The 14,332-nt window shown below is 70.8% G+C and carries 21 protein-coding genes; 6 read left to right on the plus strand and 15 right to left on the minus strand.

Annotated features, from left to right (window positions below; genetic code table 11):
* Positions 1–29 precede the first annotated feature (29 nt).
* Positions 30–896: a maleylpyruvate isomerase N-terminal domain-containing protein gene (locus tag RIN75_RS10220; RefSeq protein ID WP_309111585.1), complete on the minus strand. Its 867-nt coding sequence runs from the start codon at positions 894–896 to the stop codon at positions 30–32.
* Positions 897–1,126: 230 nt separating this feature from the next.
* Positions 1,127–1,888 (minus strand): TIM barrel protein, encoded by a 762-nt coding sequence (locus RIN75_RS10225; RefSeq protein WP_309111586.1) that lies wholly within the window; start codon positions 1,886–1,888, stop codon positions 1,127–1,129.
* A gap of 414 nt (positions 1,889–2,302) precedes the next feature.
* Here RIN75_RS10225 and RIN75_RS10230 point away from each other — a divergent pair, with 414 nt between their 5' ends.
* Positions 2,303–2,764, plus strand: a complete 462-nt coding sequence (locus tag RIN75_RS10230; RefSeq protein WP_309111587.1) for a VOC family protein — start codon at positions 2,303–2,305, stop codon at positions 2,762–2,764.
* 108 nt (positions 2,765–2,872) lie between these two features.
* Here the strand turns inward: RIN75_RS10230 and RIN75_RS10235 are convergent, their stop codons facing one another.
* From RIN75_RS10235 to RIN75_RS10250, 4 genes are all read right to left on the minus strand, one after another.
* Positions 2,873–3,079, minus strand: a complete 207-nt coding sequence (locus RIN75_RS10235; RefSeq protein WP_309111588.1) for a hypothetical protein — start codon at positions 3,077–3,079, stop codon at positions 2,873–2,875.
* A 629-nt stretch (positions 3,080–3,708) separates the two neighbouring features.
* Complete coding sequence (locus tag RIN75_RS10240) at positions 3,709–3,927, minus strand: hypothetical protein (protein WP_309111589.1); 219 nt, start codon at positions 3,925–3,927, stop codon at positions 3,709–3,711.
* Positions 3,928–4,075: 148 nt separating this feature from the next.
* Positions 4,076–5,272: a S8 family peptidase gene (locus RIN75_RS10245; RefSeq protein WP_309111590.1), complete on the minus strand. Its 1,197-nt coding sequence runs from the start codon at positions 5,270–5,272 to the stop codon at positions 4,076–4,078.
* A 136-nt stretch (positions 5,273–5,408) separates the two neighbouring features.
* Positions 5,409–5,609, minus strand: a complete 201-nt coding sequence (locus tag RIN75_RS10250) for a hypothetical protein (protein ID WP_309111591.1) — start codon at positions 5,607–5,609, stop codon at positions 5,409–5,411.
* 78 nt (positions 5,610–5,687) lie between these two features.
* Here RIN75_RS10250 and RIN75_RS10255 point away from each other — a divergent pair, with 78 nt between their 5' ends.
* Complete coding sequence (locus RIN75_RS10255) at positions 5,688–6,014, plus strand: hypothetical protein (protein WP_309111592.1); 327 nt, start codon at positions 5,688–5,690, stop codon at positions 6,012–6,014.
* 50 nt (positions 6,015–6,064) lie between these two features.
* Here RIN75_RS10255 and RIN75_RS10260 read toward each other — a convergent pair whose 3' ends face one another.
* Positions 6,065–6,574, minus strand: coding sequence for a DUF1360 domain-containing protein (locus RIN75_RS10260; RefSeq protein WP_309111593.1), 510 nt, complete (start codon positions 6,572–6,574; stop codon positions 6,065–6,067).
* A gap of 39 nt (positions 6,575–6,613) precedes the next feature.
* Positions 6,614–7,198, minus strand: coding sequence for a DUF4396 domain-containing protein (locus tag RIN75_RS10265; RefSeq protein WP_375295934.1), 585 nt, complete (start codon positions 7,196–7,198; stop codon positions 6,614–6,616).
* A 137-nt stretch (positions 7,199–7,335) separates the two neighbouring features.
* On the opposite strand from RIN75_RS10265, the gene RIN75_RS10270 reads away from it, so the two are divergent.
* Both RIN75_RS10270 and RIN75_RS10275 read left to right on the plus strand, forming a co-directional pair.
* Positions 7,336–7,719 carry a hypothetical protein gene (locus RIN75_RS10270; protein ID WP_309111594.1) on the plus strand — a complete coding sequence of 128 codons (384 nt, stop codon included), beginning with the start codon at positions 7,336–7,338 and terminating at the stop codon, positions 7,717–7,719.
* A 52-nt stretch (positions 7,720–7,771) separates the two neighbouring features.
* The gene (locus RIN75_RS10275) at positions 7,772–8,389 is read left to right on the plus strand and encodes a DUF305 domain-containing protein (protein WP_309111595.1); all 618 of its coding nucleotides are present in this window, start codon (positions 7,772–7,774) and stop codon (positions 8,387–8,389) included.
* A gap of 33 nt (positions 8,390–8,422) precedes the next feature.
* Here the strand turns inward: RIN75_RS10275 and RIN75_RS10280 are convergent, their stop codons facing one another.
* The 3 genes from RIN75_RS10280 to RIN75_RS10290 form a co-directional block, all read right to left on the minus strand.
* Positions 8,423–8,833, minus strand: a complete 411-nt coding sequence (locus RIN75_RS10280; RefSeq protein WP_309111596.1) for a hypothetical protein — start codon at positions 8,831–8,833, stop codon at positions 8,423–8,425.
* A gap of 74 nt (positions 8,834–8,907) precedes the next feature.
* Positions 8,908–9,123, minus strand: a complete 216-nt coding sequence (locus RIN75_RS10285) for a heavy metal-associated domain-containing protein (protein ID WP_309111597.1) — start codon at positions 9,121–9,123, stop codon at positions 8,908–8,910.
* A 65-nt stretch (positions 9,124–9,188) separates the two neighbouring features.
* Positions 9,189–10,601: an MFS transporter gene (locus RIN75_RS10290; RefSeq protein WP_309111598.1), complete on the minus strand. Its 1,413-nt coding sequence runs from the start codon at positions 10,599–10,601 to the stop codon at positions 9,189–9,191.
* A 146-nt stretch (positions 10,602–10,747) separates the two neighbouring features.
* On the opposite strand from RIN75_RS10290, the gene RIN75_RS10295 reads away from it, so the two are divergent.
* Together RIN75_RS10295 and RIN75_RS10300 are read left to right on the plus strand one after the other, a co-directional pair.
* Entirely contained in the window at positions 10,748–11,371 is a 624-nt protein-coding gene (locus RIN75_RS10295) for a class I SAM-dependent methyltransferase (RefSeq protein ID WP_309111599.1), read from the plus strand.
* Between the two features lie 15 nt (positions 11,372–11,386).
* Positions 11,387–11,872 carry an NUDIX domain-containing protein gene (locus tag RIN75_RS10300; protein ID WP_309111600.1) on the plus strand — a complete coding sequence of 162 codons (486 nt, stop codon included), beginning with the start codon at positions 11,387–11,389 and terminating at the stop codon, positions 11,870–11,872.
* On the opposite strand, the gene RIN75_RS10305 is transcribed toward RIN75_RS10300, so the two are convergent.
* The 4 genes from RIN75_RS10305 to RIN75_RS10320 all read right to left on the minus strand — a co-directional run bounded on the left by RIN75_RS10305 (position 11,820) and on the right by RIN75_RS10320 (position 14,237).
* Positions 11,820–11,981 (minus strand): hypothetical protein, encoded by a 162-nt coding sequence (locus RIN75_RS10305; protein ID WP_309111601.1) that lies wholly within the window; start codon positions 11,979–11,981, stop codon positions 11,820–11,822. The two genes, RIN75_RS10300 and RIN75_RS10305, sit on opposite strands and share 53 nt — an antisense overlap.
* Positions 11,978–12,631 (minus strand): MFS transporter, encoded by a 654-nt coding sequence (locus RIN75_RS10310; protein WP_309111602.1) that lies wholly within the window; start codon positions 12,629–12,631, stop codon positions 11,978–11,980. Before RIN75_RS10310 ends, RIN75_RS10305 begins: the two co-directional genes overlap by 4 nt.
* A gap of 249 nt (positions 12,632–12,880) precedes the next feature.
* Positions 12,881–13,834 carry a bile acid:sodium symporter gene (locus RIN75_RS10315; RefSeq protein WP_309111720.1) on the minus strand — a complete coding sequence of 318 codons (954 nt, stop codon included), beginning with the start codon at positions 13,832–13,834 and terminating at the stop codon, positions 12,881–12,883.
* 34 nt (positions 13,835–13,868) lie between these two features.
* The gene (locus RIN75_RS10320) at positions 13,869–14,237 is read right to left on the minus strand and encodes an HNH endonuclease signature motif containing protein (protein WP_309111603.1); all 369 of its coding nucleotides are present in this window, start codon (positions 14,235–14,237) and stop codon (positions 13,869–13,871) included.
* Between the last annotated feature and the right edge of the window lie 95 nt (positions 14,238–14,332).

A 14,332-nucleotide genomic window follows, 5' to 3' on the forward strand; every position in this document is an offset into this window, starting at 1 on the left:
ACTGATGACCGCCCTCGCGCGCGGCGGATTTATCCGTTCAGCGGCTTGGCGTTGGTCGGCAGCCGGACCGTGCGCAGGAACTCCGGCAGCAGCCACGGCCGCCGTCCGGAGACGAACAGCTTGCCGGTGAGCGCGGCGCGGGCCCGGCTGATCCGGCCGAACATCATGAGGTTCAACGTGGCCGGGTCGAAGTTGACGCGCACGTCCGCGGGGCCGTTCTCCGCGCTGACCTGTCCGCGGTGCAGCACGAGCGTGACCGGCGCGGTGTGGCGGGACCGGAAGGCCACCGCGATGCGGCGTTCGCTCGGCGGTGGGCCTTGGAGCAGCAGCCCGGTGTCGTTGCGGATCATGCCGACCACGAACAGGTCGAAGAACGGCGCGGCTTCACGTGCGGGCATCGGCCACGGGGCGCGCACGGCGCGGGCGATGTCCCAGCCGTGGACGAGCAGTTCGTTGACCAGGTGGGCGAGGACGCCGCCGATGGGCACCCGGGAGTCACCCAGCCACGGGACCGTGCGGTCGTGGTCGGTGCCCTCGGTCAGTTGCAGGATTGTGTCCACATCGGACCGAAGCCCTTTGGTTGTCGATTCCGTGTCGCGATTCGTGAAGTGCCGCAACGCCATGGTGTTCAGATCGGCGACAGTGTCCACGGTGACCTTGAGCACCGCCTCGGCCAACGGCTTGACCGGCACCGGGCCGCCTTGGGGGGCGAGGATCGAGGTGTACATGGTGGCGATGGAGGCCACGTGGGCGGCGGTGTCGGCCACCGTCCAGTCGGCGGTGGCCTTGGCGTCCGGCGGCGCCCCAACCACCAATTCAGCGAACCGCCGCGCACACCCCGGTAACACCTCACGCACCACACCGACCTGGTCCACCACGACCACCCCCTCCGCCACCGAACGATAACAGTGTGATGGATGGTCGCGCACCCCCCGCGGCTTCGCGGATTCACCCGCACTCGCCGAGCACGCCGTCCGACTCGCGCAGCAGTCCCGCCAGGCCACCGGGCAAGCCGCCGGCCCAACGCGGTCTCGCACTCGCGGAGGGCGCCCTCACCCGCCGGCAGCTGGAACCGCAGGTCGCCCGACCAGCCCTGGGCGCGCTCGATCCACAGGGCCGGAGCACGTCAGGACGTCGCCCGACGGATGTGGGCCAGGGCTTGGGCGGTGGCGGTCGTGGGTGTGCACTCCAGCCCGAGCCGGCCGGTGTAGCCGAGGTCGCGCAGGACGGACAGCTCGTGGGCCCAGTCGACGGTGCCGGTCCCGGGTTCGTGCCGGCCAGGGACGTCGGCGATCTGGACGTGCCGGACCCGGTCGACCCGCCCGGCCAGGACCTCCTCCGGCCGTTCGCCCATCACCAGCGAGTGGTAGTGGTCGTAGAGGAGCGCGACCTGCGGCGAACCGACCTCGTCCACGATGTCCAGGCACTCCGCGGTCGAGTCCAGGAACGTCCCGACGTGGTCCACCCGCGAGTTCAGGTTCTCCAGCAACAACACCGCCCGGTGCCCCACGAGCACGTCCGCCGCACGCGTCAACGCCGACACCACCGCCCGCCGCTGCTCCACCCGCGGCACGTCGCGCTCGTTCCCCGCGGTGATCACCAGGTACGGGCACCCGAGCCGGTCGGCGAGCGCGGCGGAGTCCTCCACCGCGGCCAGGAACACGTCGTGCGTGGCCGGATCGACCAGCGTGCCCATCGGGTCGACGCACATCGTCTGCAACTCGACCCCGGTCTCCCGCAGGGCCTGTTGCAGCGAGTCCACGTCCCGCCCCCGCCAACCCCAAACCTCCACGGCCGGCAACCCCAGCTCAGCCGCCGCCCGCACACGTCCGCCGAGGTCGTCCCGTTCCCCGAAGAGCCACTCCAGGTTGACGGACAGTTCGAACATCAGCACCTCCGGTGAGCAGGATCGAACACTATCCCACCGAATCACACACAACCCAGCAAGTGGCGACTTCTCGCCACCCGTCAGGCGCTCGGCAGCCTGGCATCCGCCGCCGCCCACCGCACCGCACTCCCAACCAGGGCACGAAGCCGTTCGCCGGACACCACCACACCCGGCGTCCCCGTAGTCCAGCGCAGAACGTTCATCGCCGGCACATCACCCAGATACGGGCAGGACATATGCAGGCGTGCCGGGCTCACACCGGCCACCCTCAGCCAGCGCCCCAACATCCACCACGTCAAACCCCGATACATCCAGCAACTTCCTGCGCCGCTTGGCCGAATCGCGGACAGCACCTGACCGCGAAAGGTGCCACAGTGGCTCCGTTCACCCACTCGGACCGAACGGAAGCACCGTATGAGCCGCCAGTTCCAGGTCACCTTCGACGCCCACGACCCGCGCGCGCTCTCCACGTTCTGGCGCGACGCCCTCGGCTACGTCCACCCGGCCCCACCCGGCGTAGACCTCCCCGAAGGCGCCGACCCCCTGGCCGCGTGGGACGACTTCCTGACGCGGATCGGCGTCCCCGAAGACCAGCGCAACACCCGCTCCGCCATCGAAGACCCGGACGGCCAGGGCCCACGCCTGTTCTTCCAACAGGTCCCGGAGGACAAGGTCGCCAAGAACCGAGTGCACCTCGACCTCCGCGCCGCCCCCGGCCTGGAGGGTGAAGCCCGCATGGCGGCCTTGGAAGCCGAATGCGAACGCCTGGTCACCCTGGGCGCCACCCGCCTCCGCCGCCACGAACCCAACCCCCCGCTGGACGGCGGCTTCATCGTCATGCAAGACCCCGAGGGCAACGAGTTCTGCCTGGACTGACGGCGAAAGGACCGCTGACCGGCACAACGACCGGATCAGCGGCCCCTTCGTCAGCTCAGGGACTCGGCGGCGGAAACCCTTGGACCGCAACGGCGAATGCCTGAGCCGTCAGTGGATGACCGGGGAGCCCGTGAGTTGCATGACCGGGAGCCGGCCCTTGCCGTCGTTGTCCACGTCGTACTTCAGCCAGCCATCCGCCGAGTACTCGTAGTCCGAGTCGTAGCCCGTGTAGACGTCGGTCTTGCAGTACAGGTGCGGGCCACAGGTGGCGTTGAGTTCGTCGCAGCCTCGGAGTAGGCGCTCGCCGACCGGCACCGGCAAGCACCGCGGCCGTGATGAAAGCCGGTACCGCGAGCAGCGAAAGCAACCTTTTGCGCATGTCGCGCATCTCCCCTCACGAAGTGCTGCGCGCATGGTCGGGGACCCGACTTGCAGTAGGCTTGCAACAAGGGAGAGGTACCGGAAGTGGAGTTCCGGGTCTTGGGGGCCGTCGAGGCGTGGGCGGACGCGGTTCGGGTGGACCTCGGGCACCGGGCAGCATGGAGGTGGCCGGCGCGACTTCGCTCGTGGCCGTGGTCGTGGGCATCACCGTGCCGGCGTTGGGCACCGGCCCGTTGTTCGCGTTGGGCACGGGTTTGGTCGTGGGGTCGGTCCCGCCGGAACGCGCCGGGTCGGCGGCGTCGATGTCGGAGACCGGCAACTACTTCGGCGGCTCGCTGGGTTTCGCGCTGCTGGGCGTGGTCGCGGCGGCCGTGTACCGCGGGCGGTCGGATTCCGACTCCCTGGCCGGCGCCATCGCCACCGCCCGCGACCTCCCCGCCGCCCAAGCCGCGGACCTGCTGCACAACGCCCGAGCGGCGTTCACCACGGTCGTGCACGTGACCGGCGTCGTGGGAGCCGTGCTCTTCCTCGCCACGGCCGCCCTTGTGGGTCACGACCCGGGGTCACTCCGCCGGCATGTGCGCGGTCTTTTCGGGCACCTCAAGGCTGACCTGCGCCCGCACCCCGGCCGACCCCGCCACCGGCTCGTCCACCACGATCGCCGCCAACCCCGCCACCAGCACCGCGGCGGCGAACGCGAGGGCGGGCCGGCGGCTCCTGGCGCGCCGGTTCCGAATCCCGGTGAACCCGGTCAACTCCACCGCATCGCCGTAGGTTGCCATCACCACTCCACCTCCTCCGTTCTGCCGGAGGATTACCCCGTGGAGCCGCCGACGAACGAGGCGCGCTCAAAGTTCACCGTGACGAGTGCTCGAACGCGCGAACCCCGGCCGGGTTCGACCGGCCGGAGTCCACAGTGGACTCGGAGTCCTAGAAGGTCGCTACGTTCAGCAGGGGCTCGTGGGTGCTGTCCGGGTCGGTCGACGTGGTCCAGTCCGACGTGCCCGCGGCCTGGAGGGCGGACTTCACCGCGGCCGGGGACGCCGTCGGGTGGGTCGCCTTGTAGAGCGCCGCCGCGCCGGCCACGTGCGGGCTGGCCATGGACGTGCCGGAGATGGTGTTGTAGCCGCCGTTCAGCCAGGTCGACAGGATGCACACGCCGGGCGCGATCAGGTCGACGTCCGCGCCGTAGTTGGAGAAGTCGGCGAACGTGTCGTCCACGTCGGTCCGGCAGGTGGACGCGGCACCGCCGCCCGGCTTGCCGTTGAAGTCGGCCAGCGCGGACACCGTGATCACCTCGTCGTACGCGGCGGGCACGAAGGTCGACGAGTTCGCGGCGCTGTTGCCGGCGGCGACGACGTAGGTCACGCCGGCGGCGACGGAGCGGCAGATCGCCTCGTGCATGGCGTCCTGGTTGGAGCCGCAGGCGCTGTCGGTGCCGGAGCCGCCGAGGCTCATGTTGGCGACCTCGATCTCGTTCGCGTGCGCGGTGACGAAGTCGATGCCGCAGACGATGTCGGAGAACGAGCCGCTGCCCCTGTTGTTCAGCACGCGGACCGGCCACACGCGGGCGCCGGGCGCGACGCCGACGACGCCGTTGGTGTCGTCCTTGGCGCCGACGGTGCCGGCGACGTGGGTGCCGTGGCCGTGGCCGTCGTCCGCGGAGCGCCCGCTGGAGCAGTTCTTGGCGCCGGCGGCGTGCACGTTCAGGTCCGGGTGGTCGAGGTCGATGCCGGTGTCGATGACGGCGACGTCCACGTCCACCCGCTCGTCGACGCCGTTGATCCGCGCGGTGGGGCTGACCTCGGCGTCCACCCGGTCGATCCCGGTGGGCACGGACTGGGCGGCGATGGTGACGACGCCGTCGCGCTGCACCAGCGCGACCTGCGGGTCACGGGCCAGGCGGGCCGCGGTGGCCGGGGTCATGCGCGCGGAGTAGCCGCGGACCGCCGACTCGTAGCGGTGGGTGACCGCGACGGCGGGGTCGGCGGTGAACGCGGACAGGGCAGCACCGTCCCGGAGCAGGACGACGTAGGACTCCGCACCGGCGGCGGAGGCGGGTGCGGCAGGGGCGACGGCGGCGACCAGCAGGGCTGCGAACAGGGTTGTGCCCGGGAGCTTTCGCATGGCTCTCCTCAAGCGGCGGCGTGCAGGGGTTCACGATGGTCGCACCCGGTCAGGCGAGCCCGACTCAGCCGTTCGGGTGTAGCCGTTGACCGGTCATCCGAATTGCGTGAACACGCCGTCACTCGTTGGTGATGCCCTACCCCCGGTCCGGGTCGTCGTCGACGGCGTAGTCGGCGATGCCGATGTTGCCGGTCGGGCTCGCCTCGGGGTGGCTGGAGCCGGTGTCCGAGCGGCCCGGCGGGTTGCCCTCGTCCAGCGGCCCGTCGGACTGCTCGTCCAGGGAAGCGCGGCTCGCCGCGTCGTACTCGCGCTCCCGGTCGTCCTGCGGGGTGGTCATGGTCGGTCTCCCTCCTGCTGCGCCCCGGATACCCGGCAGGGAGGTTTTCCCACCCGGCGGCCGGGTAGCCGACCGCACATGGACGACGCCTTCCCCATCCGGGACTACGACCACCTCGCGCTCGGCGACCTGCGCCACCGCATCCGGTCGCTGTCGGCCGAGGACCTCCGGCGCGTGCTGGAACACGAACGCGCGCACGCCCACCGCACCGCCGTCATCGAGGCCCTGACCGCCCGGCTGGACGAGGTCGAGAGCGGCGCGCAACCCTCCGGCGGCGACCAGCGCGCCACACCCCCGGCCGACAGCGGACACCGGGCACCGCAGGTGTCCCCCGCCCACTCCCCCGACCCGACCACACCCCTGCGGCACGGCGTAGCCGGCCACACCCCGACACGCGGCCGCTGACCAGCGGGCACCGCCGTCGGCACCGACCTCGGGCAGGCCAGGGACGACGCCTACCCCCGGGCCGCCTGCTTCACTCGGTCGTAGCCGAGGTGGAGCCAGTCCGACGCCGCGACCGCCGTCAGGGCTGTCACCGCCAGACCGGTCGCGCGCGGCGCGAGGACGTGACCGGCGGTGAGGAAGCCGGCCACCCACACCCCGGCGCAGAACGGGCAGGTCACCAACTCGCCCACGGCGTGCCGGACCCCTTCACCGCGCACCGACTCGTTGACCTCGCCCTCCCCCGCCGGGGACTCGTAGCGCGTGAACGGCGCCCGCAGCACGGCGGTGACGGACGCCTTCGTCAGCAACCGGCTCGCCTTGTGGGTCGCCACCGCCAACAGCACGACGTCCGCCACCCGGACCCGGTCCGGCAGTCGGACACCCCTGCGCCGCCCCAGCACGACCGCGCCACCGGCCAGCGCGGCGTAGGCGGCCAGCGAGACGAGGTAACCCCCGAGTGGCCGGCCGCCGTCGCGGGCGTGGGCGTCGCGGGTGCGGCGGAACGGCGCGGAAAGTCCCATGCACGCAGAGTTGCCGCGCACGGTCCGCCGAAACGTCGATCAGTGGTGGTACGCGTGCACCACGGCGTGTCCGCTGCCGCGCGCGATGAGCCACTTGTTCACCGGCCACGTCACCACGAAGGCGACCGCGAACGCGAACGCCAGCGCGCCCCAGAACAGCAGGGACGCCAGGCCCGCGTCCATCGCGCCGGGGACCACGAGCATCACGCCGTTGTCCATGACCTCCATCACGATGATCGACACGGTGTCGGCGGCGAGCGCCACCTTCAGCGCCTCGCGGAAGCCCACGCCCGCCTTGAGCACGCCGCGCATGGTCAGGGCGTAGCCGAAGACGAACGCCAGTGCGACCGCGAGCGCGATCGTGGGCAGGTTGCCCCAGCCGAGCGCGGTGCCGATGACCATGCCCAGCACCTCGCCGATCGCGCACCCGGTCAGGCAGTGCAGGGTCGCCGACGCGGCCATGCCCCAGGTCACCGGCCCGACGTGCGCACCGTGCCCCTCGTGCCCACCATGCTCCCCATGATCGGAGTGGTGGCCGCCGTGGTGGACTTCATGGCCGGCGTCGTGCCTCTCGTGAGCGCCGTGGTGGCCCTCGTGTGCCGCGTGGTCGTGCGAATCCTGCATGGCTCTCCCCTATCCGATACCCCGCGGGGGTAAAATCCGACGGAGGCTAACATTCTGCTGAGCCACCGCAACACTCCTGTGCGATCAACAACAGCGCCGCTACTATGCAGCTTCGTAGGTTGTGTATCTTGGGGCCCGTGACCGCCTTCGTCCGCAGCCGGGCCCCGCACTGGGTCCTGGTGTGGACGGTCGTGTTCGCGGTCATCGGCATGCACCACCTCAGCACCCGGGCCGAGCACGGCCTCGGCACCCATGCCGAGCACGGCCACGCACCGGCCGCAACGGCCTGCTGCACCCACGGTACCCCCGAAGAACCCGCGCCCAACGACCACGACGCGCTGCACCTGTGCCTGGCCGTCCTCGGTGCCGCGCTCGCCCTGGCGGCCCTGGCCCTGATCGCCTTCCGCGACCGCAAGACCGCCGAACGCCTCGGCACCCTGCTCGCCCGCGTCGTCCACTCACCACCCGGACCACGCGGCGCACCCGCCCTGCTGGCAACCCTTTGCGTGCTCAGGTTGTGATCCGTCGTCCACACAGGACGGACAACCCGAACGCACAACAGCAGAGGACACCATGACCAGGAAGAACCTCGTCGGGACGGCGCTGGCCGTCCTGACCACCGGCCTCGTGCTCGCCGGGTGCGGCAACACCGACTCCGGCGGCCACGGCGCCACCCACACCACCACCACCGCTGCCACCACGAGCGCATCCGCCGCGCCGTCCGGTGACCGCAACGACGCCGACATCACCTTCGCCCAGGGCATGATCCCGCACCACGAGGGTGCCATCGAGCTGTCCAAGCTCGCCCAGGGCCGCACGTCGAACCCCAAGGTGCTGGACCTCGCCGCCCGCATCGAGAAGGCGCAGGACCCGGAGATCAAGACCATGACGGCGTGGCTGGCCGCCTGGGGCGCGCCCCCGGCGAGCGGCGAGCACGACGGTCACGGCTCGTCCGCGGCCGGCATGATGACCGCCGAGGAGATGGAGAAGTTGAAGCAGGCCAAGGACGCCGACTTCGACAAGCTCTTCCTCGAAGGCATGGTCAAGCACCACCAGGGCGCGATCGACATGTCCAAGACCGAACTCCAGCAGGGCGTCAACGCCGACGCGAAGAAGTTGGCGCAGCAGATCATCGACGCCCAGCAGAAGGAGATCGACGAGATGAACGCCCTGCTCAAGGCGGGTAGCTGAGTCCGGTCCCCCGCGCCGCCGCGGCGCGGGGGATCACCCCACGTCCGCGCGGACCGCTTTCATCGCGTCGGCGAACCGGCCCACCGCCGGGTCGAGCCTCCACACGCCGTCGCGCCGCTCGAACCCCAGCCGCTCGGCCAGCACCTCGTCCGGCACCCGCAGCTCGACCGGCCGACCCGCCCCGAGGTGGTCGATCGCCATGCCCACGAGCAGGGGTTCCAGCCCGCGCCCCTGCCACTTCCCCTTGAACCGCACGGAATCGACGACGAGCAGCCCGTCGAGGACGTGCAGGACCGCGTAGCCGATGGTCTCGACGGTGTCGCCGTGCTCGTCCACGTGGTCGACGCCGGCGAACCACTGCCGCGGCCCCGGGGCGTCGTCGGCCAGGACGACCCGCTGACTGCTCTCGTACCGGACGACCAGCGCGTCCACCACGCCCCGCATGTCCGCTCCTCCCACGTCGACTCCGAACACAGGTCACCCCGGCTCCCTGGGGGAACCGGGGCGACACCCGCGGATCAGGCCCGCGAGACCGCGTAACCCGCGCCTTCGACGGCGGCGGTGACGGCCGCTTCGTCCACCGGGCCGGTGACGCTGAGCCGGCCGCCGGAGAGGTCGACCCGCACGTCGGTCACACCGGCCACGGCCTGGACGGCGCCGGTCACCTTGGACGCGCACCCACCGCAGGTCATGCCCTGCACGACGAAGTCGGTGGTCGAGGACTCAGTGGACATGGTGTCTCTTCCCTTCGATTGATACCCGGTGGGGGTATTCAGAACCTAGCACATCAGAACCGTGGTCAGACCTGCGCCGCGACCTTCTCGGCAGCGGCCTTCGCGCGGCCCAGCGTCACCGCGGCCAGCGCCGCGCCGCCGAGCGACACCACGGCCGCCGCGACGAACGCCGCCGAGTAGCCGTCGGTCAGCGCGACCGCGTCACCCAGCCGGTTCCCGCCCTGCGAGTTGGCCACGGCGGTCATGGCGGCCAGGCCCAGCGCCGATCCGACCTGGTAGGTGGTGTTGACGATGCCCGACGCGAGCCCGCCCTGCTCGGGGGCGACGCCGCCGATGGCCGCCATGGTGGCCGGGATGAACACCAAGGCCATGCCGACCGCCGAGATCAGCGACCCGGGCAGGACGTCGGCGACGAAGCTGCCGCCCGGGTCCGCCGTGGCCAGCACGCCCAGGCCCGCGGCGAGCACGGCCAGACCGGCGACGATGAGCGGCTTGGCGCCGAAGCGAGCGATCAGCCGACCGCTGACGGTCGTCATCAGGACCATCATCAGCGCGGTCATCGGCAGCAGCGCGGCACCGCTGGCGAACGCGCCGAACCCGAGCACCTGCTGGACGTAGAGGTTGAGGAAGTACCACATCGGGATCCACGCCGCGCCCAGCAGCAGCATCGCCAGGTTCGCCGCCGCGAGGTCGGGCGTGCGCCACACCTCCAGCGGCATCAACGGGTTGCGGACACCCCGCTGGACCAGCGCGAACGCGACCAGCAGCACGGCCGCGCCGACCAGCTGGAGCACGGTCGCGGCCGAGGTCCAGCCCCGCTCGGGAGCCTGGACGATCGCGTACACGGCGAGCGCCAGGCCACCGGTCACCGCGATCGCGCCACCGACGTCGAGCCCGCCGGGCCGCCCGAGGACGGCGGGCAGCAGCTTCGGCGTCAACGCCAGCGTGAGCAGACCGATCGGCACGTAGATGATGAACACCCACGGCCACGTCAACCACTCGGTGATCACGCCACCGAGGAACACCCCCGCCGTGCCGCCCGCGGGCGCCGCCGCGCCGTAGAACGCCAGCGCCTTGGGCAGTTCCTTGGGCTGTCCGGCGAACAACACCATCAGCAACGTCATCGCGGCCGGCGCGAGCAGTGCCGCACCGACACCCTGCACGGCGCGGCCGGCCACCTCGGTACCGGCGTCACCGGCCGCGGCGGCCACGATCGACCCGAGCGTGAGGACGCCCCAACCCGCCGCGAAAACCCTGCGAGCGCCCCACAGATCCGACAACCGGCCGCCGAGCAGGAGGAGTCCTCCCAGTGCGACGGCGTAAGCGTTGAACACCCACTGCAAACCGCTGGGCGTGAAGCCGAGTTGGCTCTGCATCTCCGGCAGTGCCACGGCGATGATCGACGTGTCCATGATGACCATGAACTGGGCCGCGGCGAGCACACCGAGTGCCCACCACCGGCGCGGGTCGGGAGTCATGACCGTTCCCTTCGCTCTTCGCATACCCCCTAGGGGTATCTGACGGCCGGAACCGTAACATACCCCCTAGGGGTATGGAAGACCCGTCTTCGCCCCCTCGCGAAAATCAGCCGACCCCCGCCCGCACCAGCCGTTACCATGCGCCGATGACCGCCGATGGGACCACCACACCGTTCGACGCCATCGCCGCCGCCTACGACGAGGACGACTTCCACCAGGTGATCGCCGAACGCCTGGTCACCGACATCCCCACAACCGGGGGCCTGGTGGTCGACGTGGCCACCGGCACCGGCCACGCCGCCTTCGCCGCCCTGCAACACCTGCGTCCACAGCGGATCGTGGCCGTGGACCTGTCACCTGCGATGATCGCGTCCGCCGCGGCCAAGGCCGAGTCCCTGGACCCGTCGGGCGTCATCGACTGGCGGGTGGCCGACGCGGTCCCGGCCCCGGTGGCCGACGGAACCGCCGATGTGGTCCTGTGCGCGTCCTCGCTGCACTTCCTGGGCATGGCCGCGTTCACCGACTGGCTGCGCATCCTCCGCCCCGGCGGCGTCCTGGCCTACAGCCTCCCGTCCCCGGAAACCTTCAACCCCTCCCCCACCTTCGCCGCCCTCATCCCCCGCGACCTGGCCCTACCCCCAACTCCCTCGGCGGCCATCCACCTCACCGAGGCAGCCGGCTTCACCCAAGCCTCAGCCACCGAACTCAAAACCACCACCGACCGCCCCCGATCGGTCTTCCTCGTCCACGCCAAAGCCCCCGGCCGCTGACCCGGCGAGGAACGCATGACCGAAGTTCGCGTCCGTGTCGCCATCTACGTCGTCCGCGAGAGCGTCCGGGGACCGGAATTGCTCGTCTTCGACCACCACGACTTCCCCGAGGCGGGCACCCAGGTGCCCGCCGGCGGGGTCGATGCGGGTGAGAGTTTGGAAGCGGCGGCCGTTCGCGAAGTCGTCGAGGAGACCGGTCTCGCCGACGTCGAGGTGGGCCGTTCCCTGGGCGTGCAGCAACGACCGCACCCCCACACGGGCGAGGCGCGCGTGACCATCTTCTACCGGGCCACGACGAGCGAATCGCGAGATCGCTGGACGCACGTGGTGCGTTCCGGCGACGGGGAGGGCGGTGACGACGGGATGGTGTTCGAGTGCTTCTTCATCCCGCTCGACAAGGCGAACGGCCTGCTGCCCGACCGGCAGGACGAGTTCGTGGACGTGCTGCTCACCCGGCGCGCGACCTGCTCGTGCCGCAGCTTTGCAGCTCCGCCACCATGATCGGAATCATCGCCGCGCCGACGCCGAGGCCGAACATGAACAACGCGGCCAGCAACTGCCAGTACGGCTTCTTCGCGCCCACCCACGCGAACAGCACCAACCCGATCACGATGCCACGAGCCCGGGCAGGACGACCCGGCCGGCCCCGATCCGGTCGGCGAGCTTGCCCGCGATGGGCATGGTGATCAGCGCCCCGACGCCCTGCGACGGCATCAAAAGCCCAGCGGCGAGCGCTGATTCCCCGCGCACCAACAGGAAGTAGGTGGGGAACAGCAGCATGACGCCGAAGAACGCCACCGAGAACTGCGCCATCGTCACCACGGCGACCGAGAACTGCCGGTCGCGGAACAGACCCAGGTCGATCAGCGGGTCCGGCCGCCGCCGCGACCTCAGGACGAACCCGACGACCAGCACCGCGCCGAGCCCGGCGGGCAGCCACACCGCCACGTCCGCGACACCGCCCGCCGCCGCCCGACCTCGTACAGGTCCACGGGGTGCGGCCCAGGTGAGCCGGAAGGCGCGCCCGTCCAGCCCGGCGGCCAGCACGACGACCTGGTCGGCACTCCCGTTGAGCAGGAAGTTGTCGAACACGCGGGTCCGCACCCGGAGAACCGGGAGGACAGCATCGAGTCCTGCGTGACGTCGGCCACCGGCAGCGGCAACTCCCCCGCCAACCCGGCCGCGAGCACGAACTCCGCCGCGACCGGGTCGTGCGCCAACGCGTCCGGCCGACTCCCCTCCACCGCACGCGCCGCACACGCGGCGAACGCCGTCCGCCCCACACTCCCCGGCACCACGAACCGCTTACGCCCCACGGGCACACCACTCCCCGGTAGTCCAAGAGATCGGTTTCGTCCCACCATGGGCGGGGCGGATTGGATCTCACTTGGAGCGGGTCACGCGGCTCACCCGGAACGGGTCACGCGCCGAACACGGCCTCGACGACCTTGAAGGCCAGGCCGAAGTCCCGCCAGCCGGTGTTGGTGTGCATGACCGTGCGCTCGACCTCTACTTCGCCCGCCCCACCGAGGGCAGCAGTCGCGGAACAACCCGCACGTAGACCACCATGCCGATCACCTCGACCAACGTCTGCGTGACAACCACGACGGCCGCCACGTCGTAGGCGTCCGGCAGCGCAAGGGCCAGCGGCAGCACGACCAGCGAGTTCCGCGTAGCTCCACTGAACACAACCGCCCGCCCGTCCCTGACACCGAGCCGGAACACCCGCGCGACCCCAACCCCCAGCACCGCCATCACCGCCGGGAACAGGACGAAGAACGGCACCACACCAACCACAACCCGCACATCACCTTCCAACTCAGACACCTGCGACGCAACGACCACGAACAACGTGGCCGCCATCAACGGCACCATCGTCCCCCCGGCCTTCCGCACGAACACCTCGCCGGCCCGATGCCGCCCCGCCCACACCTGCGTCCCCCACGCCAACCCAAGCGGCACAACGATCAGCCACACAAACGCTTCGAGGAACGGCCCAACCTCAACGATGTCCCCCACCCCGGACCCCAGGAACACCGGCAGCAACAACATCTGCAGGAGCAGCAACAAGGGCGTAGCCGCCAACAGCCGCTCGCTATTGCCCCCAGCCAACCCGCTGAACACGATCACGTAGTCCACACACGGGGTGAGCAACACCAGCAACACCCCAACCCGCACCGCGGGTTCGTCCGGCAGAAATCCGAACATACCGGCAACAACCACCGGAACCACAACAAAATTCACAACCAACACAGCACCGATGAACCGCCCCGCCCCCAACGCCCGCACCAACTCACGAGCCGGCACTTGCAGGAACGTGACGAAAAGCAGCGCCCCCAGAACAGGGTTGATCCCCCTCTCCAACCCCGCCCCAACCCCGGGAACAACCACCCCCACCAACACGCCCACCACAATGCCGCCAAGGTAAACCCACACCTGGCGCCGCTCCACCCACTCCACCACCCGCACGCCCGGGAACGATACGGCCGCGGGACGACTAGTCCTGCTCAGAGGGTTCCGCGAAGCGCAAGGCCAGCTCGGCGTTGACCTCCACGTGGCGGAGCAGGAAGGCACGTTCGTCCAAACGCTTGCGCCGCAACCACCCGGTGACCTCGGCGTTGCACTTGCTGGCGTTGCACGACCCGCACGCCGGCACGATGTTGTCGAGCGTGTACCGGCCCCCGCGCGAGAGCGCCTGCACGCAGTCCTTCTGGAGGGGTGTGCCGGTGGACCCGCAGTACGCGCAGCCGCCCCAGGCGGCCTTGAGCGCCGTCCACTCGGCCGCGGAGAGGTCGTTCTCCGCGCGCTCCATGCGTCGCTTCCGCTTGCGGGCGGCCCGTGCCCGCCTGCTGCCACCCACGGCCATGCGCGTGACCCTACGCCGGACACCGGTCCGCACCGGACAGGCGCGCCCGCCGAGCGACCGCATCGGGTGAAACCCAGCGCCACACAGCGTGAATC

Source organism: Saccharothrix sp. (assembly GCF_031180885.1).
In the GTDB taxonomy this organism is placed as follows: Bacteria; Actinomycetota; Actinomycetes; order Mycobacteriales; family Pseudonocardiaceae; genus Actinosynnema.